General features: G+C 69.0%; 24 protein-coding genes. 14 read left to right on the forward strand and 10 right to left on the reverse strand.

What is annotated here, in order from left to right; genetic code table 11:
* Positions 1-13: 13 nt before the first annotated feature.
* A complete protein-coding gene (locus M2283_RS26905; protein ID WP_280878958.1) occupies positions 14-322 on the forward strand; it encodes a hypothetical protein in 309 nt (102 codons plus the stop codon).
* Between the two features lie 160 nt (positions 323-482).
* Here M2283_RS26905 and M2283_RS26910 read toward each other — a convergent pair whose 3' ends face one another.
* The 4 genes from M2283_RS26910 to M2283_RS26925 form a co-directional block, all read right to left on the reverse strand.
* Positions 483-1,106, reverse strand: a complete 624-nt coding sequence (locus tag M2283_RS26910; protein WP_280878959.1) for a TetR/AcrR family transcriptional regulator — start codon at positions 1,104-1,106, stop codon at positions 483-485.
* 114 nt (positions 1,107-1,220) lie between these two features.
* On the reverse strand, positions 1,221-1,703 hold the full coding sequence (locus tag M2283_RS26915) for a MarR family winged helix-turn-helix transcriptional regulator (RefSeq protein WP_280878961.1): 483 nt from the start codon (positions 1,701-1,703) through the stop codon (positions 1,221-1,223).
* A gap of 71 nt (positions 1,704-1,774) precedes the next feature.
* Positions 1,775-2,641 (reverse strand): oxidoreductase, encoded by an 867-nt coding sequence (locus tag M2283_RS26920; RefSeq protein WP_280878962.1) that lies wholly within the window; start codon positions 2,639-2,641, stop codon positions 1,775-1,777.
* Between the two features lie 237 nt (positions 2,642-2,878).
* Positions 2,879-3,454 carry a TetR/AcrR family transcriptional regulator gene (locus M2283_RS26925; protein ID WP_280879088.1) on the reverse strand — a complete coding sequence of 192 codons (576 nt, stop codon included), beginning with the start codon at positions 3,452-3,454 and terminating at the stop codon, positions 2,879-2,881.
* A gap of 103 nt (positions 3,455-3,557) precedes the next feature.
* On the opposite strand from M2283_RS26925, the gene M2283_RS26930 reads away from it, so the two are divergent.
* From M2283_RS26930 to M2283_RS26945, 4 genes are all read left to right on the forward strand, one after another.
* Positions 3,558-3,971, forward strand: coding sequence for a DUF2218 domain-containing protein (locus M2283_RS26930; protein WP_280878963.1), 414 nt, complete (start codon positions 3,558-3,560; stop codon positions 3,969-3,971).
* Positions 3,972-4,066: 95 nt separating this feature from the next.
* Positions 4,067-5,242 carry a permease gene (locus M2283_RS26935; protein ID WP_280878964.1) on the forward strand — a complete coding sequence of 392 codons (1,176 nt, stop codon included), beginning with the start codon at positions 4,067-4,069 and terminating at the stop codon, positions 5,240-5,242.
* Positions 5,243-5,310: 68 nt separating this feature from the next.
* The gene (locus M2283_RS26940) at positions 5,311-5,808 is read left to right on the forward strand and encodes an ABC transporter permease (protein ID WP_280879089.1); all 498 of its coding nucleotides are present in this window, start codon (positions 5,311-5,313) and stop codon (positions 5,806-5,808) included.
* 28 nt (positions 5,809-5,836) lie between these two features.
* Positions 5,837-6,067: a MarR family winged helix-turn-helix transcriptional regulator gene (locus M2283_RS26945; RefSeq protein ID WP_280878965.1), complete on the forward strand. Its 231-nt coding sequence runs from the start codon at positions 5,837-5,839 to the stop codon at positions 6,065-6,067.
* A 301-nt stretch (positions 6,068-6,368) separates the two neighbouring features.
* On the opposite strand, the gene M2283_RS26950 is transcribed toward M2283_RS26945, so the two are convergent.
* The 3 genes from M2283_RS26950 to lpdA all read right to left on the reverse strand — a co-directional run bounded on the left by M2283_RS26950 (position 6,369) and on the right by lpdA (position 9,533).
* Positions 6,369-6,899 carry a flavin reductase family protein gene (locus M2283_RS26950; RefSeq protein WP_280878966.1) on the reverse strand — a complete coding sequence of 177 codons (531 nt, stop codon included), beginning with the start codon at positions 6,897-6,899 and terminating at the stop codon, positions 6,369-6,371.
* A 143-nt stretch (positions 6,900-7,042) separates the two neighbouring features.
* Positions 7,043-7,891, reverse strand: coding sequence for a helix-turn-helix transcriptional regulator (locus M2283_RS26955; RefSeq protein ID WP_280878967.1), 849 nt, complete (start codon positions 7,889-7,891; stop codon positions 7,043-7,045).
* Between the two features lie 211 nt (positions 7,892-8,102).
* Positions 8,103-9,533, reverse strand: coding sequence for a dihydrolipoyl dehydrogenase (gene lpdA / locus M2283_RS26960; RefSeq protein ID WP_280878968.1), 1,431 nt, complete (start codon positions 9,531-9,533; stop codon positions 8,103-8,105).
* A gap of 169 nt (positions 9,534-9,702) precedes the next feature.
* Here lpdA and M2283_RS26965 point away from each other — a divergent pair, with 169 nt between their 5' ends.
* Positions 9,703-10,581 carry a helix-turn-helix transcriptional regulator gene (locus M2283_RS26965; RefSeq protein ID WP_280878969.1) on the forward strand — a complete coding sequence of 293 codons (879 nt, stop codon included), beginning with the start codon at positions 9,703-9,705 and terminating at the stop codon, positions 10,579-10,581.
* A 12-nt stretch (positions 10,582-10,593) separates the two neighbouring features.
* Here M2283_RS26965 and M2283_RS26970 read toward each other — a convergent pair whose 3' ends face one another.
* A complete protein-coding gene (locus M2283_RS26970) occupies positions 10,594-11,058 on the reverse strand; it encodes a MarR family winged helix-turn-helix transcriptional regulator (protein ID WP_280878970.1) in 465 nt (154 codons plus the stop codon).
* 174 nt (positions 11,059-11,232) lie between these two features.
* Here M2283_RS26970 and M2283_RS26975 point away from each other — a divergent pair, with 174 nt between their 5' ends.
* The 3 genes from M2283_RS26975 to M2283_RS26985 all read left to right on the forward strand — a co-directional run bounded on the left by M2283_RS26975 (position 11,233) and on the right by M2283_RS26985 (position 13,612).
* Positions 11,233-12,072: an SDR family NAD(P)-dependent oxidoreductase gene (locus M2283_RS26975; RefSeq protein WP_280878971.1), complete on the forward strand. Its 840-nt coding sequence runs from the start codon at positions 11,233-11,235 to the stop codon at positions 12,070-12,072.
* 58 nt (positions 12,073-12,130) lie between these two features.
* Positions 12,131-12,913, forward strand: a complete 783-nt coding sequence (locus M2283_RS26980; RefSeq protein WP_280878972.1) for an SDR family oxidoreductase — start codon at positions 12,131-12,133, stop codon at positions 12,911-12,913.
* 147 nt (positions 12,914-13,060) lie between these two features.
* Complete coding sequence (locus M2283_RS26985) at positions 13,061-13,612, forward strand: dinucleotide-binding protein (protein WP_280878973.1); 552 nt, start codon at positions 13,061-13,063, stop codon at positions 13,610-13,612.
* Positions 13,613-13,634: 22 nt separating this feature from the next.
* Here the strand turns inward: M2283_RS26985 and M2283_RS26990 are convergent, their stop codons facing one another.
* The gene (locus tag M2283_RS26990; protein WP_280878974.1) at positions 13,635-14,474 is read right to left on the reverse strand and encodes a GntR family transcriptional regulator; all 840 of its coding nucleotides are present in this window, start codon (positions 14,472-14,474) and stop codon (positions 13,635-13,637) included.
* Positions 14,475-14,744: 270 nt separating this feature from the next.
* Here M2283_RS26990 and M2283_RS51670 point away from each other — a divergent pair, with 270 nt between their 5' ends.
* The 3 genes from M2283_RS51670 to M2283_RS27005 all read left to right on the forward strand — a co-directional run bounded on the left by M2283_RS51670 (position 14,745) and on the right by M2283_RS27005 (position 18,092).
* On the forward strand, positions 14,745-14,987 hold the full coding sequence (locus M2283_RS51670) for a hypothetical protein (protein ID WP_348538928.1): 243 nt from the start codon (positions 14,745-14,747) through the stop codon (positions 14,985-14,987).
* 85 nt (positions 14,988-15,072) lie between these two features.
* Positions 15,073-16,605 carry a beta-N-acetylhexosaminidase gene (locus tag M2283_RS27000; RefSeq protein WP_280878975.1) on the forward strand — a complete coding sequence of 511 codons (1,533 nt, stop codon included), beginning with the start codon at positions 15,073-15,075 and terminating at the stop codon, positions 16,603-16,605.
* 59 nt (positions 16,606-16,664) lie between these two features.
* Positions 16,665-18,092: a cellulose binding domain-containing protein gene (locus M2283_RS27005; RefSeq protein WP_280878976.1), complete on the forward strand. Its 1,428-nt coding sequence runs from the start codon at positions 16,665-16,667 to the stop codon at positions 18,090-18,092.
* Positions 18,093-18,167: 75 nt separating this feature from the next.
* Here M2283_RS27005 and M2283_RS27010 read toward each other — a convergent pair whose 3' ends face one another.
* Positions 18,168-21,059, reverse strand: coding sequence for an MGH1-like glycoside hydrolase domain-containing protein (locus tag M2283_RS27010; RefSeq protein ID WP_280878977.1), 2,892 nt, complete (start codon positions 21,057-21,059; stop codon positions 18,168-18,170).
* Positions 21,060-21,377: 318 nt separating this feature from the next.
* Between M2283_RS27010 and M2283_RS27015 the strand changes: the two genes are divergently transcribed.
* Positions 21,378-23,240, forward strand: a complete 1,863-nt coding sequence (locus M2283_RS27015) for a glycoside hydrolase family 76 protein (protein WP_280878978.1) — start codon at positions 21,378-21,380, stop codon at positions 23,238-23,240.
* A 106-nt stretch (positions 23,241-23,346) separates the two neighbouring features.
* Entirely contained in the window at positions 23,347-24,102 is a 756-nt protein-coding gene (locus M2283_RS27020) for an Atu4866 domain-containing protein (protein ID WP_280878979.1), read from the forward strand.
* Positions 24,103-24,134: the final 32 nt, after the last annotated feature.

Below are 24,134 nucleotides of genomic sequence, written 5' to 3' on the forward strand. Positions count from 1 at the left end.
GAAGAACAACACCATGCCCGTCGAAGGCACTTGGGACCTGTCCATCTCCACCCCCATCGGCAAGATCAAGTCCGTGGTCGAGCTCAGTCGGCAGGGAGGTGTCCTGACCGGGGCCGCCCACGGAGCGGGAGAGCATGTCCCACTCGACGATGTCGCCCTCGACGGCGACCGGCTGACCTGGAAGCAGTCCATCACCAAGCCCATGCGCCTGAACCTGGCCTTCGCCCTGACGGTCGACGGCGACACACTCACCGGCACCTCCAAGGCCGGCCGGCTGCCGGCCTCCAAGGTCACCGGCCGTCGTCGCACCGTTCGGACGTAGACCGCACAGGCGTCGCTTGGTCCAAGCTGCTTCGTCGCCGCTATGGACTGCGCGGCGCCGTCCCTACCGGAGTCGTAAGTCCCGGGCGGGGCACGATAGTTGAGGTAGTGGACGAAGGCGACGGCACCCGAAGTACCCCCTCCCCTGGAGCCGGGACCGGCTATCCCCCTGAGCGTGGTCCCGTCGCCGGACGGAGGATCATCGGCTTCCGGCCGAGCGCCACCGAAGCCTCCGGGTCGAGGAGTTGGGTCATCGTGTGCAAGGCCTGCGCGAGGGTCTCACCCACAGACGGACCGGCCGGGTCGTCCGGTCGCAGGGCCCAGTCCTCCACGACGATCCGCAGCGCGGCATTGAGCATGCCCGCCTCCAGACGGACCGCGAGGTCATGCGCGGAACGATCGGTGCCGTCGGCGATCACGCCCGCGAACACGGCCTCGGCGTCGAAGCGCGCCTGCAGCCAGACGGCACGCAGCCCGGGCTCGTCACGGCTCAGACGTACGAGATCGCGGAGGGCGTCCACGTGCTGCGCGGCCGCCAGACCGGGGTCGTCCGCGTCCGCGAACGCCTGGGCGAGCGAGCCGCCTTGCCCCCAGTGGGTCCGCAGGCGCGCGGTGATCAGGTCCATGCCCGCGGTGAGCAGCGGGCGTGCGCAGTCCTCTTTCGAGCGGAGGTAGCGCCACAGGGTGCGCGTGGACACCCCGGCGGCTGCCGCGATGTCCTCCGCGGTGGTCGCCGCCACGCCTTGGCTGACGAAGAGCCGGACCGCCTCGTCGGCGATCTCCATACGGATCGTCCGGCAGGACGTCGGGCGCGCTTTCTGAACCAGAGACGGCCGGTTGACACGCGCACGGCCGTCCGCGGACGGGGTGGATGTGGGCCGGGTAGGGTCGGGTCGGCGCTACTGCGGGCCCTGCCCGGCGGCCAGGTTCTGCTCGACCTGTTCGAGCCCGTCCAGCAGGGCTTTCTGCTGTGCGGGTGTCATCCCGCCGGTGGTGATCGCTTCGAGTCGCGCCCACAACTCCTCGACCGAGCGCCGCAGTCCGTTGCCGGCGGGGGTGGTCTCCACCAGCGTGGCTCGCCCGTCGTTCGGGTCGCGGCGACGGCGTACGAACCCGGCCCGCTCAAGGCGTTGGACGGTGCGGGTCATGGCGGCCGAGTCCGTGTCGAAGACCTCGGCGAGGTCCGCCTGCCGCTGAGGTCCGGTGTCCCACAGATGCATCAGGAGCAGTTCGTGGCCGGGGTGCAGTCCGACGGACCGGAACAACTGCCTTGCCTGCATGACGTGCAGTCGCGTAACCCGGATCAGAGCGTTGCTGATGGGGCCGCTGCCGGCGGCGGTGGCGGAGGGGGCCGCTCCCCGTCCGGGCTGTGGTGAAGTCATGCATCACCCTACTGCGCCGCGCCTTCGGACCGGTTCGCGACGGCCGGCGGGCTCCGCCGCGCGGTGCGGGGTCACGGCCGGGTGAGGAGTGCCATGTCGTGCTGATCGAGGGTGATGCGCGCGGCCTCCATGTTCTGTCGCAGGTGGTCGAGGGAGGCAGTGCCGGGGATCTGCACGATCGACGGCGACCGCGCCAGCCCCCACGCGATGGCCACTTGGAACGGGGTGGCCGCGTTGCGTTCCGCGACGTCGAGCAGGTCACGGTCGTCCAGCGGGTTGTGGCCGCCGCCCAGCGCGAAGTACGGCATGTAGGCGATGCCGGCTCGCGCGCACTCGTCGACCATCGCCGCGTCGTCCTGGTCCAAGACCCCGAAGCGGTTCTGCACGGCGGCGACCGGCGCGATCGAACGGGCCTCGGCGAGCTGCTCAGCGGTGACACTGCTGACACCCAGATGCCGGATCAACCCTTCCTCGCGCAGTTCGGCGAGGACGGCGAAGCGGTCGCCGAGCGGGGCGGGGGTGAGGACCCGGAGGTAGACGAGGTCGAGGGCGTCGAGGCCGAGTTCGGTGAGGTTGCGCTCGACCTCGGTCCGCAGCTGGGCGGGGCCGGCCTCGCCGTGCATCCGCCCGTTCGGCAGACGCATCGGCCCGACTTTGGTGGCGATGGATACGTCGGCGGGGTAGGGGTGGAGCGCCGCGCGCAGGATGTCGTTGGCGCGGTTGGCACCGGTGAAGTAGAAAGCCGCGGTGTCGATGTGCTGCGCGCCGAGCTCGACGGCGAGCCGCGCGACGGCCACCGCGTTCGCACGGTCCCCCGCGGGGCCGCCCCAGTGGCCGGGGAGCTGCATCGCACCGAAGCCGAGGCGCGGGACGGTGAGCGTGCCGCCGAGGCGAAAGGTGCGCCGGGGCGCGTTGCTGGGGGACGTCGGCATACCCATCGGGTGCTCTCCAAGTCGAGTCGGTCACTGAGCGGGCCGGTGCTTGACTGGCCATTTAACTGCCTGGAACACATAAGTACCGGCGAGGAACTGAGGAACTGACCTGCTGAGGAAATGACGCTTCTCATCTGCCAGTTTATTCCGCTCAATCCTCTTCGTCTCGCCGGAATGGATCCCAGACGAACAGCACACTGTCCCGAACAGCTAATAGCTCCACTGAGCTTTGACCAAGGTCGGCTACCCCTCCGGCCGCAGCCCCGCCCGCGTGACCGCGACCAGCCTCCGCACCGCAGCCTTGGAGGGCAGGGCGCCCGCCGCGGCGAGGGCGTGCAGGCAGTAGCCCGCCAGTTCGTCCGGGGAGACGTCGTCCCGGATGTCACCGGCCCGCGCACCCTCGGCCAGCAACTCCCGGAGGAAGTGGTGGAGGTGCCGCTCCGCCCCGGCGACATGCTCGCCCCGGTGCAGCAGCGCCCCGAGTTCGGCGCCGTGACCGTGGCGCCGCTGCTGGATGAACGCGTACGCCTCCAGAACGGCCGCCAGTCGCTCACCGGGGTCACCGGAACCGTCCCGAAGCGCGCCCAACTCCCTCAGATGACCGGCGATCTGCTCCTCGTGCCACGCCGTCAGGATCGACTCGACGTCCGGGAAGTACTTGTAGAGCGTGGCCCGGCCGATCCCGCTCTCCTCGGCGATCCTCGACATCGTCACCGCGCGCAGCCCGAGCTCGCCCACCAGCGCCGCCGTGGTGCCCAGCACCGCGTCACGTACGGCGCGACGGTGCTCCTCGATGGTCTCGTTCCACAGCTTCGGCACGCACACCAGCATACGGATCGCCGTCATCGATACATGATGCGTTGACAGCGACAGAGTGTCTCGATAAAGCTTGAGCCCCTAGAGGAGCGAAGCGAGGACACCCATGTTCACCGCCGAGGCCCACATCGAGACCGATCGCCCCAGCCGCTATCTCCGGCAACTGTGCAAGCACTTCGCCAACCAGGGCCGCCACCTGGGCCACCGCCCGCGCACCCATGCCGCCAACAACGGCGACAGCGACATCGACGACACCGAGGCGCGCACCGACAACCACACGTCTGCCGGCACCCGCCCCGACCAGATCCACGTCGACTGGACCGACACCGACGGGACGGTCCAACTCCCTTGGGGCACCTGTACCTTGCAGGCCGTCCCGGGCGAGTTGACCCTGCGCGCCCAGTCACCTGACGAGGAGGGTCTGCGCCGGCTGCAAGACCTGGTCACCACGCACGTCCACAGGTTCAGCGGACGAGACCCACTACGGGTGGACTGGCAACGGACCCAGGCGGCCACCTGACACAGGCTGAAGCGAGCCGTCCGCATGACATACATACCCCCCGGGGGAATACTGTGCTCGCGTGAGCGCAACCCTCTCGGGAAAGGTGCAGATCTGTGGAGGCGATCGGACACGCACTGTCCATTGCGGGGTCGATGACCTGGGAAGTCACCTGGGCCCTGATCCTCGGCTTCACACTGTCCGCCGTGGTCCAAGCGGTGGTCCGCAGATCCACGGTCGTACGACTGCTCGGCGACGACCGGCCACGAACGCTAGCCCTGTCGGCGGGAGTGGGCGCGGCATCCTCCTCCTGCTCGTACGCGGCCGTCGCCCTCGCCCGCTCCCTGTTCCGCAAAGGCGCGGACTTCACCGCGGCGATGGCCTTCGAGATCGCCTCCACCAACCTGGTCATCGAACTCGGCGTGATTCTGGCGCTGTTGATGGGCTGGCAGTTCACGGCCGCCGAGTTCGTCGGCGGGCCGCTCATGATCGTCGTACTCGCCGTGCTGTTCCGTCTCTTCCTGCGCGAGCGGCTCCTGCGGACGGCTCGGGAGCAGGCCGAACGCGGGCTGACCGGTTCGATGGAGGGTCACGCGGCGATGGACATGTCGATCGGGGGCGCGGGCAGTTTCGCGCGCAGGCTGTTCTCCCGCGACGGCTTCACGTCGGTGGCGCACATCTTCGTCATGGAGTGGGCCGCGATCCTTCGTGACCTGGTGGCCGGCCTGCTGATCGCGGGCGCGATCGCCGCCTGGGTACCGGACGACTTCTGGCGCACGTTCTTCCTGGCGGACCACCCGCTCGCCGCCAAGCTCGTCGGCCCCCTCGTCGGACCGCTGGTCGCCATCGCGACGTTCGTCTGCTCCATCGGCAACGTGCCGCTGGCCGTGGTGCTGTGGAAGGGCGGCATCAGCTTCGGCGGCGTGATCGCCTTCATCTACGCGGACCTGCTGATCCTCCCGATCCTGAACATCTACCGGAAGTACTACGGCGCCCGGACGGCCGCGTTCCTGCTGGCCACCTTCTTCACCGCGATGGCCTTCGCCGGATACGTCGTCGAGTTCGCGTTCGGCGGCCTGGGACTGATCCCCGACCAGGCCGACGCCAAGATCCCCGAAGAGGGCATCACCTGGAACTACACGACCTGGCTCAACATCGCCTTCCTCCTCCTGGCCGCGAGCCTGCTCCTACGGTTCCTGCGCACCGGCGGTCCGGCGATGCTCCGGATGATGGGCGGGGCGCCCGAGCAGTCGGCGCACTCCGAACACGGCAAGGACCGTCAGGGAGGCTGACAAAGACGTCATTAACGTCTCTAAGCTCTCAGAAGTCAAGAGCCGAGAGCACCTGACTCTCCATCAACCTGCGCGGGGCCGAGCCGGCCGGCCCCGCGCGGCCCCTCGTCGGCCGGGCGTTGAAGGAGGTCGTGATCCTGCTGACCCAGGCCCTGCTGATCCTCATCCTCCTGCTGCCCACCGACTTCCGGCTGCGCCCGCTCGGCGCCCTCGCGGGCCTGGCCCTGCTGACCGTCTTCGGCATCGGCATCGGCGCCCTCTCCTTCACCCTGGCCCTCCACTCCCGCAAACAGCAGACCCTCTTCTACGGGGTTCAGCAGGTGATCTTCTTCCCGTTGCTGCTGCTCTCCGGCGTCCTGCTGCCCATCACGCAGGACTCGGCACCGGGCTGGCTGTACGTGCTCAGCCGGATCAACCCGGTGACCTATGTGGTCGAGGCCGAACGCGCCCTGTTCGACGGCCGGTTCACCGAGCTGAGCCTGCTGTACGGCATCGTCGGGGCGGGGGCCGTAGCCGTACTCGGGGTCGCGGCCGGCATCCGCGCCATGCGCAACGCCTCCATGTGACGCCCGTACCTGTCGAGGTGAATACGTCTTGAGGACCCACATCCCCTATCTCCTCGCCGTGGCGAGCACAGTGGCCACGCGTCGGGTGGACGAGCGGCTGTACGGCTACGACCTGACCGTGCGTCAGTACGGGCTTCTCACCCAGCTCGCCCTCGAACCCGAGCTCACCATGGCGGAGTTGGCCCGCCAACTCGGCATCGCCCGGCAGTCGGTGCACCAGTTGGTCAACGAGCTCGTCGAGGCGGGACACGTACGCTGACGCCCCGGCGCCGACGACCGCTCGCGCCGGCTGGAGATCACCGACACCGCACGCTATCTGCTGACCCGGATCGACGGTCCGCTGGAGCGGGTGGAGGCGGAGTTGCTCGGGGACCTCAGCCCGGAGGAGGCCGAGACCCTACGCCGGCTCCTGCAGCGCGTCCTGGCCCACGCCACCGACGACGAGGCGTGGCTGCCCGGCCGCTGACTCCGGCGCGGAGGGCGGTCGGGGCATCCAGGAGGCACGCGCAGCAGCGCGCTCGGGACCTAGAGGAGGTACTGCCACCTGGTCATCCGTTCCTTCAGATCGACGACCGGCCCGTCCACCGTGAAAGTGCCGTCGCCGCGGTGGTGGAAAAGCTGCGGTCGGGGCTGGGAGGGGTCGGTCCACGCCCTGACGGGCTCCAGGAGGAAGAGGCTGTACGCGTCCACGAGGCCGCTGTCGGCGACCCGCACTCGAAGTTGGCGAAGCACTCCGCCACCAGCGGTGCCCGGACCTGCTCGCCGTCCACGGCGGTCAGGTCGAACTCCTCGAACTTGTCGACGTCGGCGCCCGAGCAGTTGCCGATGTCGACGACGGTGGCGGCCATGTCCGCCGTGGGGATCGAGACGACGCATTCGCCGGTCTCGACCAGCGCCTGGTAGCTGTGGTCCCAGGGGCCGATCGTGCAGGCGATCAGCGGCGGGGCGTGGCGCACCATCATGTTGAAGCCGTTGGTCATCACGTTCGGGATGCCGCGGTGGCGGGTGGTGGCCAGGATGACGGGGCCTGGTTCGATCAGACGGTGAACCTGGTCCAGGGGGTGGGGCTGAAGGTCCTTCACGGTGATCATGTCTGCTCCTGGCGCGCTGTCTGTCTCTCTGTCGCTTCGAGTGTCGACAGACGGCGCGCCGCCATGAAGGCCGCGGTTTTCCTGGGTGCGGGAGGACCAGCCTCGCCCCGGGTCACATGGTCACGTGTTCGTGTCGGCCCGGGTCACGTGCTCGCGTTCGCCTGGGCCAGCTTCGGCTCGGTGGCCATCGCCCTCAGCGTCTCGAAAGCGGTCGCCGTCGGGCCGGCCGGTTCGGCTTGGTAGACGACCAGTTGCTGATGCGGGGCGCCATTGACCGTGAATGCGGCGAACGCGATGTGCAGGTCCCCGACTTCAGGGTGCTTGAGATGCTTGCCTTCCTGGGACTTGCTCTTGACGTCGTGCAGCTGCCAGATCCCGGCGAACTCCTCGCTGTTCTCGGGCAGTTCGGCGTACACCTCGGCGATACGGGCCGATTCGGGATCGTGGCCGAATGCGGCCCGGAGTTCGGCGACACAGGAATGCGCGGCCCGCTCCCATTCCTGGTAGAACTCGCGCCCCGCCGGGTCGACGAACACGTTGCGGGCGAGATTGTCGAACGCGTCGAATCCGCTGTGCAGCGCCGTGGCGAGGGAGTTGCCCGCCAGGATGTCGAGGGCCGGGCCCAGGACGAAGGCCGGGGTGTGCTCCCAGCCGTCCATGAGCTGCAGCAACTGTGGGCTGATGTCCGCCTCGCCCCAGTCGTGCGGGCGCTGCGAGCGTGTCAGGCAGAGGCGGTTGAGGTGGTCCGCGGACTCCGCGTCCAGCTTCAGCGCCTGCGCCACGGCCTCCAGAACCTGCGGGGACGGGCTGCTCTCGCGCCCCTGCTCCAGCCTGATGTAGTAGTCGGAACTGACTCCGGCGAGCAGCGCGACTTCCTCCCTGCGCAGTCCCGGCACCCGACGTCGGCCGTATTCCGGCAGACCGACATCCTGGGGCTTGAGGCCCTCGCGGCGGGCCCGGAGGAAATCACCCAAAGGGGTCCCATTGCTCATGCGGCCAGACTAGATGCTTGTCGGCGGATGAGAAGTGCAGGTCGCGCACGGTTGCACCAGGTTCCAGATCCTTCGCCCAGAGTGATTCGGTGTCCTGGTGTTCAGACAGCGAGACGGATCCCGATCCACCAGGGCCGCGCCCTCGGGGCGTCCGGGGTCGCGGCCGGTGGGGGACGGCGAGTTGGGCGGTGCCTCACATGCGACCGGCGCGTCACATGTTGATCATGTGTCCGGCGAGGCCGTGCACCGCTTCCTTCACCGCCTCGCCCAGGGTCGGGTGGGCGTGCACATTGCGGGCGACCTCGTGGACGGTGAGGTCCCACTGCTGGGCGAGGGTGAGTTCGGGGAGGAGTTCGGTGACGTCGGGGCCGATGAGGTGGCCGCCGAGGAGTTCGCCGTACTTCGCGTCGCTGATCAGCTTCACGAAACCGGTGGTGTCGCCGAGGCCGTGCGACTTGCCGTTCGCGGTGAACGGGAACTTCGCGACCTTGACGTCGTGGCCCAACTCCCGTGCCTGCGCCTCGGTGTAGCCGAAGCTGGCGATCTGCGGCTGGCAGTAGGTGGCGCGCGGGATCATCGCGTAGTCCAGCTCCATGGTCTCCGCGTCCGCGAGGGTCTCGGCGGCGATCACGCCCATCGCCTCGGCGGCGTGCGCGAGCATCAGCTTGGCGGTGACGTCGCCGATGGCGTACAGGTGCGGGACGGAGGTACGGCACCGCCCGTCGACGTCGATCGCGCCGCGCTCGGTCAGCCGTACGCCCGTGTTCTCCAGGCCGTAGCCGGTGACGTTCGGCGCGAAGCCGATCGCCTGCAACACCTTGTCGGCCTCCAGCACTTGTTGGGCGCCGTCCTTGCCGGTGACCGTGACACGAACCTGCGGCCCGGACTCGTCGATCGACTCGACGCGGGTGGAGGTGAGGACGTCGATGCCCAACTTGCGGTACTGCTTGGCGAGTTCGGCGGAGACCTCGACGTCCTCAAGGGGCGCCATCCGGTCCAGGAACTCGACGACCGTGACCTTCACACCGTAGTTGTGCAGCACGTAGGCGAACTCGATGCCGATGGCACCGGCGCCCGCGATCACGATCGACCGCGGCAGGTCGTCGGCGAGGATCTGCTCCTCGTACGTCACCACGCGTGCCGTGCGACGGGTGCCGGGCAGCAGCCTGGGGGTGGCGCCGGTGGCGATGATGCAGTGCTCGAAACCGATCGTGCGCGACTCGCCGTCGTAACCCGCCACTTGGAGGGTGTTCGCGTCGAGGAAGGTGCCCCGGCCGTCGATCTCCGTGATCTTGTTCTTCTTCATCAGGTAGTGGACGCCCTTGACCCGGCCGTCCGCGACCCGGCGGCTACGGCTGAACGCCTCCCCGTAGTCGAAGGAGACCTCCCCCTCGACCTTGATGCCGAAGGTCTTCGCCTCGCGGGTGAAGATGTGCGCCAGTTCGGCGTTCCGCAGCAGTGCCTTGGTCGGGATGCAGCCCACGTTCAGACAGACACCGCCCCAGTACTTCTCCTCGACCACCGCGACCCGCTTGCCGAGCTGGGCCGCACGGACGGCGGCGACATAGCCGCCGGGTCCGGCCCCGAGTACGACGACATCGAAGCGCTGGTCCTGCGAGTCCTGCGCGTCCTGCTGGTCCATCGAAAGATCCTTTCCCACGGGGTGCACAGTCGGTCACATACGAACCGGCGACCACCAGGCAAAAGGCCTGGTCGGATCCCCCCACAGTAGAGAGCCTGCACCATCCTGGGTGCAACGCACCCACCGTCCACAGACCTTCTCCGGGCGTTTTCCGCCTAGCCTCGAAGGTATGCACAACGACACGCGCCCCGACCCGGTTGAAGGGCTGGGTCAGTTTCTCCGCTCCCGCAGGGAACGCATCAGCCCTGCCGACGCGGGGCTGCCCAGCACGGGTCGCCGCAGGGTGCCCGGGCTGCGGCGCGACGAGGTCGCGGCGCTCGCGGGGGTCAGTCCGAGCTACTACAGCCGACTTGAGCAGGCCCGTGAACTGAGCCCCTCGGTACGGGTGTTGGACGCCATGGCCCGTGTGCTGCGGCTGCAGGACGAGGAGCGGCGGGAGCTGTTCCGGCTGGCGCGGCCGGCAGGCCGGCGTACGAAGTCGCCCTCCCGGGTCGAGCGGGTCCGCCCGCATCTGCGGCAACTGATCGAGGGCTGGACCAGGACACCGGCGTTCATCATCGGCCACGCCCAGGACCTGCTGGCCACCAACACCCTGGCCGACGCCCTCTACCGTGACTTCACCCAGCACGACAACGTGCTGCGCATGCTCTTCCTCGACCCCGCGGCGAAGACCTTCTATCGGAGCCCGGAACGGGCCAGGCATCGCGCGGTCGCCGATCTCCAGCAGAGCGCCGCGAGCACGCCCGAGGATCCCCGCATTCTTGAGCTGGTCGGCGAACTCTCGGTCCGCAGCGGCGAGTTCCGCTCCCTGTGGGCGCGCGAGTACACCCGGGTGCCGCCCTACGAGGTCAAGCAGATGCACCATTCCGTGGTGGGCGACCTGGAGCTGCGACACGAGGCCCTCAACATCCGAAGCGCGCCGGGGCAGCAGCTCATCATTCTGCAGGCGGAGCCGGACTCGCCCTCCGCGGACGGCCTGGCCCTGCTGGGTTCACTCAGCGCGCCCGAGGTGCCCCACCAGCAGAATCCGGCGCGCGGCGCCCAGTAGAATCGTGGGCTTTTATCCCGCATTCCTCTCGACAGCACCCAGTATTCGGTCCAGGACATCGCCGAAAACACGCATCTCGTCGGGCGTAAGCGGATCAAAAACGAGCCGTCGCACATTATCCGCATGCGCGGGTGCGGCGGCCTCGATCGCTTCTCGACCTTTTTCCGTGAGGCGCACCATGGAGCCGCGGGCATCATCGGCGCAGGCCTCGCGCGTGACGAGTCCGCGCTTCTCCATGCGGCTGATCTGGTGGGACAGCCGACTACGCTCCCAGCCGACCTCGGCGCCCAGCTCCCGCGCCCGCAGCACGCCGTCGGCGGACTCCGACAGGGGCGCCAGAAGGGCGTAGTCCGCCGCCGACAGGCCCGAATCCTGCTGCAACTGCTGGTCCTGGGCCCGTTGGAGCTCGCGGCGCAACCTCCGGTACTTCGCCCAGACTTCGGCCTGGTCGGGGGTGAGCCATCGAGGTTCGGACATGTCCTCACCGTACCAGGTTGTTGACATGTCACCGACTTCGTGGACCGTCGCCCGTGCCTGGGTGCGGGACTCCCAGGAAAACCGCTGCCTTCATACCTCCGTCGCCGAGGGACAGACTCATTTACGTCAACAGGAAATCCCCCACAAGGGGAAGCGACGAAAGAGGTTTTCCCCATGGCTACGTGGTTTGTCACCGGCGCCTCCCGTGGAATCGGCGCGGAAATCGCCCGGGCCGCGCTGGCAGGCGGCAACAATGTCGTGGTCGCCGTACGGAATCCGGAGCGGGTGCCCGACGATCTGAAGAAGTCCGACCAGGTCTTCGCGGTCGCCCTGGACGTCACGGACGACGAGAGCATCCCGCAGGCGGTCGAGGCCGCCGTGGAGCGCTTCGGCGGTATCGACGTCCTGGTGAACAAGGCCGGCCGCGGCCTGCTCGGCGCGCTGGAGGAGATCAGTGACGCGGAGGCCCGGTCGCTGTTCGACCTCAACGTCTTCGGCCTGATCAACGTCACCCGCGCCGTCCTGCCCGTCATGCGCAGGCAGGGCTCCGGCAAGCTCGTGCACATCGGTTCCCGCTCGGGCTTCGAGGGCGAGCCCGGTGTCAGCCTGTACTCCGCGTCGAAGTTCGCGGTCGCCGGCGTCAGTGAGGCACTCTCCGCCGAGATGGCGCCGTTCGGGATCCAGTCGATGGTGGTCGAACCGGGCGTCTTCCGCACCGACTTCCTCGACTCCAGCTCGCTCTCGGTGGCCGCGAACCGCATCGCCGACTACGACGACACCCCCGCGCACGTGACGCTGGACTGTATCGACCGCGCCAACCACGCCCAGCTCGGCGACCCGGTCCGAGGCGCGGCGCTCGTCGTCGAGGTCGCCGGCACCGAGAAGCTGCCCACACACCTCTACCTCGGCCGCGACACCCTGGAGCGGCTGGACGTCAAGTACCAGCAGGTGCAGGACGACCTGGCCCCGTGGCGCGAGAAGTCCGCGGCCACCGCGCACGACGACGCCGCCTGACGCTCGTATCGCCTGAAATACCGTCAATCACCGTTCGCACCAGAGAGATCGAGGTTTTGTGATGTCTGCTGCTCTGCTCACCGGAACCCCCCTGTCCGGCCGTGTCGCCGTAGTCTCCGGCGCCTCCAGCGGCATGGGCGCCGTCACCGCCGAACGCCTCGCCGAACTCGGCGCCACCGTGGTCGTGTTGGCCCGCCGCAGGGAGCGTCTTGACGGTGTCGTCAAGAACATCGAGGCCGCCGGCGGCACCGCGCTCGCCATGGCCGTCGACGTCACCGACCGCGCCGCCGTCCAGGCCGCCGCCGATCAGGTCGCCGAGCGCTTCGGCAAGGCCGACCTGGTGTTCAACAACGCCGGTGTCCAACTCATCTCCGGCATCGAGGAGTTGAAGGTCGACGACTGGCAGCGCCAGATCGACCTCAACATCAGCGGCCTGATGAACGTGATCGCCGCGTTCCTCCCCCACCTGACGGACTCGGCCGCCGCCGGCAAGTCGGCCGACCTGATCAACACCTCGTCGATCGCGGCCACCCACATCCTGACGAAGTTCTCGATCTACTCCGGCACCAAGGCCTACATCAGCCACCTCACCCGGCTGCTGCGCGTCGAGCTCGGCCCGAAGATGGTCCGCGTGGCCACCATCGAGCCCGGCATGGTCGACACCGAGCTCCCCGACCACGTCACCGACCCCGACGCCTCGAAGCTGATGGCCGACCTCATCCACGACATCGACGTCCTGCAGAGCGCCGACGTCGCCGAGACCGTCGCCTTCATGGCCGCCGTGCCGCGTCACGTCAACCTCACCGAGATCACCATCCTGCCCACCGCGCAGGCCGTATGAGATTCGTCCCGACCCCATCCCGTCAGGGCGGGGGAGGAACAGCCTGGTGCTGCTCCTCCCCCGCCCTGGCGACATTGGTTGACACGACAACATCCGTGGTGTCTTGTTGATACGTCAATGAAACCCCGGCAGGCCGGAGGACCCGACATGAACATCACGGTGATCGGACGAGGACACGTCGGCGGCGGCCTGGCCCGCCTGTGGGAGAAGGCCGGACACCAGGTCCGGACGCTGGGTCGCGACGGCGGTGACGCCTCGGACGCCGACGTGGTGGTCGTGGCCGTCCCCGGCAGCCTCGTCGCCGAGGCGCTCCAGGGCGTCACCGGGCTCGGCGGCCAGGTGACCATCGACGCGACCAACCTCTACGCGGCCCGCGACGATGCCTTCCCCTCGCTCGCGCACCAGGTCAGGTCGATCATCGGCGGTCCGACCGCGAAGTCGTTCAACACGGTCTTCGCCTCCGCGTACGACCAGCTCGGCACCCAGCGGGTGACCCCGAGCAACCTCTACGCCGCCGAGCCGGGCGCGAAGGACGTCACCGCGCAGCTGATCAGCGACGCCGGCTTCGACCCGGTCTACGTCGGCGACCTCGACCCGGGCGCTCGACTGCTGGAGGACAGCTCCGGGCTGACCCGCGCGATCGCCGGGCAGATCGGCGGCCCGTTCTTCTACCGCTACGGCCGCCCCGGCGAGCTGTAAACACCGCCCGCCCAGCGGGAGTTCACTGCGCCGACTGGATGTCCCCCCGCGTGGACGACGCGATCGTGTCGCGATGCGCGAAGTCGCCCGGGGGGATGCCGGGATGGTGTCCGAGCCGGTCCGCCGGCACCGCGACCGAGGGACCGAGGGTGAGCCGGGAGACGATGCGGTAGCGGTCACCGCGGTAGATCGAGTGGACGTATTCGACGGGTTGGCCCGTGGTGTCCGTGGTGAGCCGCTCGAAGAGCAGCGCCGGGGACAGTTCGGGCACTTCGAGCAGTTCGGCCTCGGCCCGGGTGACGACGGTCGGCTCGATCGCCTGGACGGCCTCATGGGCGTGCACGCCGTGCTGTTCGCGCAGGTGCTCGTACAGGTCGCCGGTCTCCAACTCCCGCGCGGACAGGGTGGGGATCAGGTCGGCCTTGATGTGCAGGTGCTCGATGGCCATCGGGGCGCCGTCGACCAGCCGCAGCCTGGCCACGTACACGATGTCGGCCGCCGGTGAGATGCGCAGCTTGCGGCCGACGCGTGCGCCCGCCGGGATGGTGGTGAACTCCAGCAGGCGGCTCGACCAGGTCCCGGCCGCCTGAGGGACCGTCATGGTCTGCTGGCCGGAGACGAGTTCCTGGGTGATCTTCTCGGGTGCCACGAACATGCCGCGCCCGTGTTCCCGTACCAGGAGACCCGCCGCGACGAGTTCGTCGACCGCCGCGCGCAGGGTCGGGCGGGAGACGCCCAAGTGGGCACAGAGGGAGCGCTCGGAGGGGATCGCGTCCCCCGGGCGGTGCGACTCGACGAGGTCGAGGACGAAGTCGCGAACGCGCTCCCGCTTGAGCACCGCACCTGGTTCGTCGGCCTTCATGTTGCACTCCCTCGCGCGCGGAATCCCCAGTTAACCACTTGACCAGTTGACCAGTGGCCGACCGCAATTGCCCCTGCTGACCGGGGAAGTGTAACCACCACGGAGCGGTGACCAGCCGGATCCCGACCGACCTGCACGCCAAATCCCTTCGCAGCACAGGGGGTTGACGCATGCATTGGTCTATGCCACCTTCATCCCCACATCAAGAGGTGAGCTGTCCAGTGGACTTCACTGGTCAGGTGGTCAGGTCATGCCCTCCAGAGGTGAACCTTGAAGCTCCCCCTCTTCGCCGGTGTCTCCGTGCTCGTGCCGACGGCCGGGCTGAGTGCGTGCGACGGTTCCTCCGATGCCTCCGCCGACAGCTCCGGCGGGAGCTCCACCATCGACGTGCGGCTGATGCGCGACAGCGTCTCGCCCCAGTTCCAGGCCGCAAACCACGTCGTCATCCACCGCACCGACCTCTTCAAGGCGGCGCGCCTCGACACGGCCTCGATCAGGACTCACGACCACTGATGGCCACCTCGCTGTCCGGCTACATCACCGCCTGGAACGAGCTCACGTACGCCAACCCACGCGACCCCGCTTCCGGAGACGATCCATGCGCGCACATCGGTCCGTCCTCACCCTCGTCCCCCGCCCCGCCAAAACCGTGCTGCGGCCGGGGTACTTCACCCTCGACGGCGACACCGAGCTGAACATCGGCGCGGGCACCGAACCGGCCGCGGAGCTGCTGCGCACCCTGCTCGCCCCCGCCACCGGACTGGCCCTGCGACCCTCCCCGAACGGGCAGTTGAAGCTGGCGATCGACTCCGGCCTCGGCACCCTGGGCGACGAGGGGTACGTCCTCACGGTCGCCCCGTACGCCGTGCTGCTGCGTGCCGCACACCTCACCGGACTGCTGCGCGGCATCCAGACGATCCGTCAACTCCTGCCCCCACAGGCTCTGTCGGAGACTCCGCAGGGCGACACTCCATGGCTGCTGCCGTGCTCCGAGATCACCGACCACCCGCGCCACCCCTGGCGCGGCGCGATGCTGGACGTGGCCCGCCACTTCCAGCCCGTCTCCTATCTGCGCCGGTACGTCGACCTGTTGGCCCTGCGCAAGATCAGCGTGTTCCACCTGCATCTCACCGACGACCAGGGCTGGCGCATGCCGGTCGCCGCCCGGCCCAAGCTCACCGAGATCGGCGGCCACCGCACCGAGTCCCAGCAGGGTCCGGCGGGCAGCGGCAGATACGACGGCCTCCCGCACACCGGTGCGTACACGCGGGCCGAACTCACCGGCCTGGTCCGGTACGCGGCCGCGCGCGGTGTCACCGTCATGCCGGAGATAGAGATGCCGGGACATGTACGGGCCGCCCTCGCCGCCTATCCCGAGTTGGGCAACGACCCGGACCGCGCCCTCGACGTCTGGACGCGCTGGGGCGTGTGCGACACCGTCCTCGGGGTCCACGACGAGGTCCTCGACTTCTGCCGCACCGTCCTCGACGAGGTCATGGACGTCTTCCCCTCGCCGTACATCCACATCGGCGGCGAGGAGTGCCCCACCACCGAGTGGACGCGCAGTGCCGCCGCACGCCGACGAGCCGCCGCGGAGGGCCTGCCCAACCCCCGGTCCCTGCACGGCTGGTTCCTCGGACAGATCGGCGAGTTCCTGGTCCGGCGTGGCCGCCGCCCGGTCGGCTGGGCCGAGACAGGCGCCGAACTGCCCCTGGACTTCACGGTGATGACCTGGCGCGACGCGTCCCACACCCTGGCGGCGGCCCGTCGCGGCCACCCGGTCATCAACGCGTACCACCGGGCCACCTACCTGGACTACGCCCAGTCCGACGACCCCCACGAGCCGCCGGCCCAGCCCGGCACCGTCGTCGATCTGCGCGCGGCCCATGCCCACGCTCCCGTGCCCCAGGACGCGGACCCGGACGTGGCCGGGCGGGTGCTCGGCACGCAGGCCCAGTTGTGGACGGAGTTCGTCACGACGCCCGCCCACATCGAGTACCTCACCTACCCGCGCCTGTGCGCCCTCGCCGACCGCGCTTGGAGCGGCGCGACCGACTGGCCCGACTTCCGCTCCCGCCTCGACGCGCACACGGCCCGGCTCGACGCGCTCGGCGTCAAGCGCCACCGCTGAGACCACCCCTGACCTGTCCGTTCCGGGAATCATCCCCACCTTTCTGGAGAGGAACAACGATGAAACGCACCAAGAACCGGCTACGCGCCACCGCGTCCGCCGCCGTCGCGGTGGCCCTGGGCGCCGCGGCGCTCACCGCACTCCCGGCCACCGCGAACGCGGCCGCAGGCGGGCTGAGCGTGCAGTACCGCACGAGCGCCACCGGAGCCACCGCCGACCAGGCCGAGCCCTGGTTCAAGGTGAAGAACACCGGTGCCGGCACAGTGCAGTTGGCGAACGTCAAGATCCGGTACTACTTCAAGGCGGACTCGGCGAGCGCGACCTACCGCTTCGCCTGTTCCTGGGCCGTCAAGGGCTGCGCCAACGTCACGGGCACCTTCGGCACCCTCGCCAACCCGACCGCCACGGCCGACCGTTACCTGGAGATCGGCTTCACCTCCGGTGCCGGTTCGCTCGCCCCGGGCACCGACACCGGTGACATGCAGCTGCGGTTCTACCAGTCGACGTGGGCCTCGCTGAAGCAGAGCGACGACTACTCCTTCGGCGCCTCGCAGACCTCGTACGGCGACTGGTCCAAGGTCACGGCGCAGCTGGCCGGCGCCACCCTGTGGGGTCAGGCCCCCGCGGGCAACGACCCGACGGACCCGCCCACCGACCCGCCGACCGATCCTCCGGCGAGCGGCGCCGCGCTGTTCGACGACTTCAACTACAGCGGCTACAACGACCCGAAGATCTCGACGCACGGCTGGAGCGTGCGCTCCAACTCCGGCGGTCCAGGCGTGCCCGGTGCCACCTGGGCGCCGGACAAGGTCACGTTCGCTACCACGAGCGGCAACTCCATCATGAACCTGGAGACGTCGACCTCCGGCACCGGAGAGAGCACCAAGCAGACCGAAGTCCTCACCAACGCGCGGAAGTTCAAGAACGGCACCTACGCGGCCCGGGTCAAGTTCAACGACGCGCCCAAGTTCGGCCCGGACGGCGACCACCTCGTCCAGACGTTCTTCACCATCAACGACCTCACGGCACCGATGGCGGACGACTACGCCGAGTACGACTTCGAGTACCTGCCCAACGGCGGCTGGGGCGAGAGCTCCGACATCCTCTACACGACGTCCTGGGAGACCTACCAGGCCGACCCGTGGGTGGCGGTCAACCAGCACACCGAGGGCCGGCAGAGCTACAACGGCTGGCACGACCTGGTGCTGACCATCGACAACAGCTCCATCAAGTACTACATCGACGGGCAGCTGTTCGGCACGCACGACGCCGCGTACCTGCCGGAGCGGCCGATGTCGATCAACTTCAACCAGTGGCTGATCGACTTCGGCGGCCTGTCCAGCTCCACCGCGCGGGCGTACGACGAGCAGGTCGACTACGTCCTGCACGTCAAGGACCAGGTCCTCACGCCGGCGCAGGTCGCCGCCAAGGTGACCGCGTACCGCGGCGCGGGCACCACGTTCGAGGACACCGTGCCCAACAGCTGATCCCCGGACCGAGCAAGGGACCGGCCGTCGACGCCGTTGTCGATGGCCGGTCCCTTGCTCATCCCCCTCGGGAGGTCAGGAGGTCAGATAGCAGCTCTTGCGTACGCCGGGCAGCTGATCCGTGCCGCCGAACGCCGCCGTCGAGCAACTCGCGCTGCCGGTGAAGGCCTTGTACACGAAGGTGCCTCGCGCACCGTAGGCGACGGTCTGCTGCCCGCTGAAGGAGCAGGTCCCGGCCTCGTCCGCGCAGGCCGTGCCGTAGCCGACCGGGCCTCCGGTCGCGGTGTAACAGGCTTTCGACTCACCGGAGATGGGATCGCCGAACGTGGCGTCGGTGCACGGGGTGTCGCCGGTCGCGGTGACCTTCGCGAACGCTCCGAAGGCGCCGTACATCACCGGCTGTCCCGCCGCTGCCGCACACGTGCCGTTCTGGGAGGCGCACTTGGTCCAGCCGCCGGCCGGGGCTCCGTCGGGCGGCAGGTAACAGGACTTGGCGACACCGTCGATGGGATCGCCGAAGTGGGCGTTGGAGCAGTCGACGGAGCCCTTGGTGACCTGGTGGACGAAGTTGCCGTTCGCGCCGTAGGCGACGTCACGGTTGTAGCCGGGCACGGCACAGGTGCCGCCCTCCGCCGCACAGGACGTGTAGCCGGGCGGGCCGCCCACGTCGGCGACGTAGCAGGACTTGACGAGATTGTCCGCCGGGTCACCGCCGAAGGAGTCGTTGGTGCAGGTGGTGCTGCCGGTCACCGTCTTGTAGACGTAGGTCCCGGCGCCGTAGGCCACCGCGCGGGTGCCGCTGACGGAGCATGTGCCGCCCTCGCCCGCGCACCGGGTGAAGCCGGGCCGCAGTGCGCCGGTGCCGGGATCGGTGGGCGGCGCCGGATTGCCCAGTCCGGTGGCGGCCACGGTGTAGCTGCCGGGGGCGACGCCGGTGAAGTAGACGTAGGTGTCGTCCTGGCTCGCGCCGGTGATGCCGGAGGTGGGTGTGAAGGTTCCGTTGCGCCAGACGGTGGCGCCGTTCACGGTCACCGTGATGTTGCCGCCGCCGAACTTCGGCACGCCGATGCGGCCGGCGGAGCCGGACGGGCTGGTCAGGTGCGCCGAGTAGGTGCCGGCGGCGGGGTCTCGGGACCAGGAGGCGTTGATCGCGCCCTGGGGCATGGTGATGCGGCCCTCGGCGCTGGTCAGGTCGCCGGGGTGCGGGACGAAGCGGTAGGCGCCGGTCGACGACTCCGGCGCTGTGCCCAGCACGTCGAAGGTGAGCGTCGAGGTGGGCGCGGTGGACCAGCCGTGGGCCAGGCTCATGAACGAACCGCCGTACGCCAGACCGCCGTCGGCCTTCACGCCCTCCCAGAAGGTGCTCTTGGTGCCGATGTCGGTGGTCAGCATGTGACCCCAGGTGCGGCGGATCTGGTCCAGGGCGGTGTAGTCGTCATTGGCGGTGAAGCGGGCGTTGAGCTCCATGCCGCCCGCGAAGGGGGAAACGTTGCCACCCCATTCAGGAGTGGCGGGACCGTAGATGCCCCAGTTCCTGCCGAGCCCCGCGATGATGCTCTTCGCCTTGGCCGTGGAGTCGGTCAGCCCGTACCAGATCGCGAGGGAGTTGCCGTCCTGCGGATACAGACCGCTGGTGGGGTTGTCCTTGTACATGCCCTTCGCGGCGTCCCACAGCAGGGAGTTGGCCGCGGACTTGATGGCCGCCGCCTTGCTGTTCCAGCTCGCGGCGAGCGCGCTGTCGCCCTCGGCCGTGGCAAGCGTGGCACCGCCCTTGAGCGCGGCGTACAAAAGCGCGTTGGCGGAGATGTTCTCCCCGCCCTGACCGACCCGGGCCCAGTCCTGGGTGCGGGTCACGTTGAGCAGGTTGTTGCCGTCGATCTTGTTGGTGATGAAGGCCACCCCGCGCTTGTAGTTGGCCCATTCGGTGTCCAACCACGCCCGGTCGGCGGTGTAGGTGTAGTAGGTGGACGTCCCCAGCAGGGTCCACGTGTGGTACGTGTCCGAGCCGGTGAGGTTGAACGGCGGCCCCGACCAAGGGATTTCGCCCGCCGCCGACTGCGCGTTGAACATCGTGGTCAGCGCGTTGCGCGTCGACACGAGGTCGTTGGAGTACGCGTACTGCGTCGGTACGGCGATGCCCATGTCGCCCGGCCACACCGTACGGTCGCGCTTGGCGCCGTCGACCAGGACGGAGTCACCCACGCCGACGGTCGCGCCGTTGTCCCACGCCGAGGACGGCGGCGGCCAGGCGCGGCCCTGGTTGGAGGCGATGGTGTTGAGCTGCACGGTGTACGCACCGGCGTACCAGATGCGGTTGAGCAGGTCGTCGCTGGAGGAGAAGTAGTTGGCGTAGTCGGCCGGGTTGGCCTTGCCCGGCGCCGCCGTGAAGTTGAGGCCGACGCCCTTGAGATCCACCCAGCCCGAGGTGTCCAGGAAGACGGTCAAGTAGCGGAAGCCGCCTCGCTGTTGAGCCGTCGGGACCGTGTAGGTGCCGTTCGCGGAGGCCGTCGCGTAGAGCGCGCCGTCCTCGCCGTCACGGCCGCTGCTGCGGTCGCTGTTGTTGCCCACGTACAGGGACGACTCGCTGAAGGCCAGACCGACCCGCTGACCGCTGTCGCTGGCGCTCCCGAAGGACAACGTTGTCACGCCACCGACCTCTTTGCCGAAGTCGAGGGTGATGGCCGACTGCGAGCCGGAGATCCGCGTCGGCTGTCCGTTGAGGACGTTCTGCGGGTTCGCCACGCTGCCGGACGTGCGGTAGATCGCGGTCGGCTTGACGGTGCGCGAGGTCGGCGAGTAGTTCGGGGCGACAACGGCCGCCGGGCGCACGTCCGCCCCGGGCGTCGGGGTTGCCGCGGAGGTGGCCGACGCTGGAGCCGTGAGCAGTGCGGCGGCCACCACTGCGGCGAGGCCGAACACGCGTTGTGGACGGGATGTTCGGATCAGCAAGGGGCGGCGGCGCCGCATGGGTACCTCCCGGGTCGGGTGGGGGAACAAGGCTGTTGAATCGATTCAAAACTTTGCCGACAAAGGTGGAGGGCTCAAAAAGCAGTGAATGTGCGAGGCGCCTCGCCGAAGTTCCACCGATGATGTGCGCCCCACAACGGGGTGTCAACCCGCCACAGCCGGTGTGAACCGCCCCTGGAATCACTCTCGTTGGAGACGTTGACAGCTCCCGGCCGAGCCGGTTCACTGCCTCCCTACAGGTATGGACCAGTACCCCCCACCGCCTGGCTCAGTGAGACCCAACCGGCGTCCCCCACTCTGAAATCGAGGCGAGTTCCGGTGCCCTCACACAGCTTCGACATCGTTGTCAGAACGCGGCTCCTCACCTTCCTGCTCACGGCCGCGCTCGCGTTCGCGGCCCTCGTCCCGGCCGCCTCTCCCGCTTCCGCCGCCACCCAGGTGTGCGTACTGGCCTGCGACACGCTGGATCCTTCTCAGGCCAGACAGGAAACGTTTCCAGTGCCGAACAAGGACCTCAACGGCCGGCGCGTCGAACTGCATGTGTCCGACGCGGACGACATGGCCTGGGCCAGCATCGACAACGCCGTGACCGGCGACTCGGTGTGGCTGGACCGCTCCTGGGACGGCGGCGCCACCTGGGAGGGGCTGCTCGGCAAGGCGAGCGTCCCGAGCTCATGGACCGGCACGAGGACGCTGATGTACAACGTCACCGACCCGCGCAACCACCGACGCGGGCTGATCCGGGCCTGCGGCGACGCGGCCGGCGTCGGCTGCACGAACTGGGCCTACCCCACGGTCTGCGACACCCTCTGCGACGGCACGAGCGCCGGCCAGGCGGCCGGCGACGACCAGCCGGTGCCGTCAACCACCCTCTACGGCCGGACGATCCGGCTGCACGTCGACCAGAAGAACGCGATGGCCTGGGCGAGCATCGAATCCGGTGGCGCCGGTGACGAGGTCTGGCTCGACCGCTCCTGGGACGGCGGCTCGACCTGGCCGGACGGCTCCTCCCGCGGCCGTACCGGCACCCCGTCCGGCGCCACCGGCACCCGTACCGCGATGTTCGCCACCCGCGACCCGCGCGGCCTCCTCTACGGCGGTGCGGTCCGGGCGTGCGGCCGGGAGGCGAGCCACAACGAGGGCAGTTGCACCGCGTGGGTCAGGCCCGTGCCGACCAGGGCACGCGCCGCGGCGGACGCGTTGATGACCTCGTACGACCCCTACAACGGCTGGTGGCCCAGCAGTTGGTGGAACTCGGCGGCCACGCTCGCCTCCGTCATCGACTTCGCGAAGACCACCGGCACGCACGACTACGACTGGGTCATCGCGCGCACCTTCGACCGGAACAAGGGCGTCTTCGCGGCCGGGACGCGCAGTTCGGACGCGATCGAGGGGCACTTCATCAGCCGTTCCATCGACGACTCGGCCTGGTGGGCGATCGCCTGGCTCGACGCGTACGACTACACCGGCGACTCCCGGTATCTCAACGAGGCGGCCACCATTGCCAATTACGTCCAGCAGTACTGGGACACCGGCAGTTGTGGTGGTGGCGTGTGGTGGGACCGTGAGCGGACCTACAAGAACGCGGTCACGAACGGGCAGTACTTGTGGCTGACCACGGCGCTGCATCAGCGGATCTCGGGCGACACCGTGTGGCTTCAGCGGGCGAAGACGTCGGCCGCCTGGTACCGGTCCAGCGGGATGATCAACTCCTCGGGTCTTGTGAACGACGGTCTGACCTCGTCCTGCGCCAACAACGGTTCCACGGTGTGGAGTTACAACCAAGGGCTGGCCATCGGCGGCTTCACCGAACTGTGGAAGACGACGGGGGACAGTGCGTATCTCACCACCGCGCGGACCCTGGCCGACGCCGCCATGAGCAGCTCACAGCTGACCGTCGGAGGTGTGCTCACCGAGTCCTGTGACGTCGGTTCGGCGTCCTGCGACGACAACCAGAAGCAGTTCAAGGGCATCTTCATGCGGCACTTCGCCGACCTCGCGAAGGCCACCGGTGCCAGTGGCTATCAGAGCTACGTCCAGAAGCAGGCGGACACGTTGTGGGCGCGGGACCGTAGCTCCACCAACACCCTCGGTCAGCGCTGGGCCGGCACCAGTCCCAACCAGACCGACTGGCGTACGCAGGCCAGTGCGCTCGGCGCACTCACCGCTGCCGCGGGCTGAGCGCAGGGTGGGTGCCCGACACCTGGGCGAACGGCGGCCTGGTTGCGTTCCGTGGACGCGACCAGGCTGGCCGTGAAACACCCGCCCACCTGCTGAGGAGCCCGCCATGAGCGTCACCCCCACGGACACCGTGAACTGGAACGGCAAGGCCTTCGACGAGATCGTCTCGAACGGCGCGGGTCGTCCCGTCCTGTTCACCAACGCCCGGGTCCTGACGATGGATCCGTTGATCGGGACCATGGTCGGTGCCGATGTCCTGCTCGTGGGCGCCCTGCTCGTGGGGGTCGGCCCCGGCATCATCACGGCGGCGCAGGACGACAACGCCATCGTCGTCGACTGCACGGGCATGACCGTGGTGCCTGCCGTCGTGGACACCGTCGCTCTGGTCGGCGGACGCGGCCACCGCTCGGAGTACGTCGCGACGCTGACGCCGGGGAACGCCGGCGACCTGCTCGTCGTACCGGACGAGTTCGCGCCCGACGTGGCGAGCGCGCAGGCCACGCTGCTGACCCGCCCGGAGGAGGTCCGCGCCCTGGTCGCGGGCGGCAAGCCCGTCCTCTGGGCCGGTGCCGACGCCTCCGGTCGGCCCACCGCGCCGGAGGCCGGCATCCCGGCCGCGCAGGACCTGACCGGCAGCCCGCGCGTCGGCGTCTGGATCGACAAGAACGACTTCCTGCACCAGGAGCTGACCGCCGACGGCCACTACGACGAGACCCGGGGCGGTCGCCCGCACGCCTACCAGGGCCGGTACTGGATCGACGGTGACCGGATCGACTACCTGGACGACCTCGGTTTCTGGGCCTTCGGGGAGTTCCAGGGCGAGGAGCTGCACCACGCGGGGTACGCGATGCGACTGGGCTGAGCCCTGCGCAGTAGCGGGCTTGGGCCCAAGAA

The sequence above is a fragment of the Streptomyces pseudovenezuelae genome (genome assembly GCF_029892565.1).
Classification (GTDB): domain Bacteria; phylum Actinomycetota; class Actinomycetes; order Streptomycetales; family Streptomycetaceae; genus Streptomyces; species Streptomyces pseudovenezuelae_A.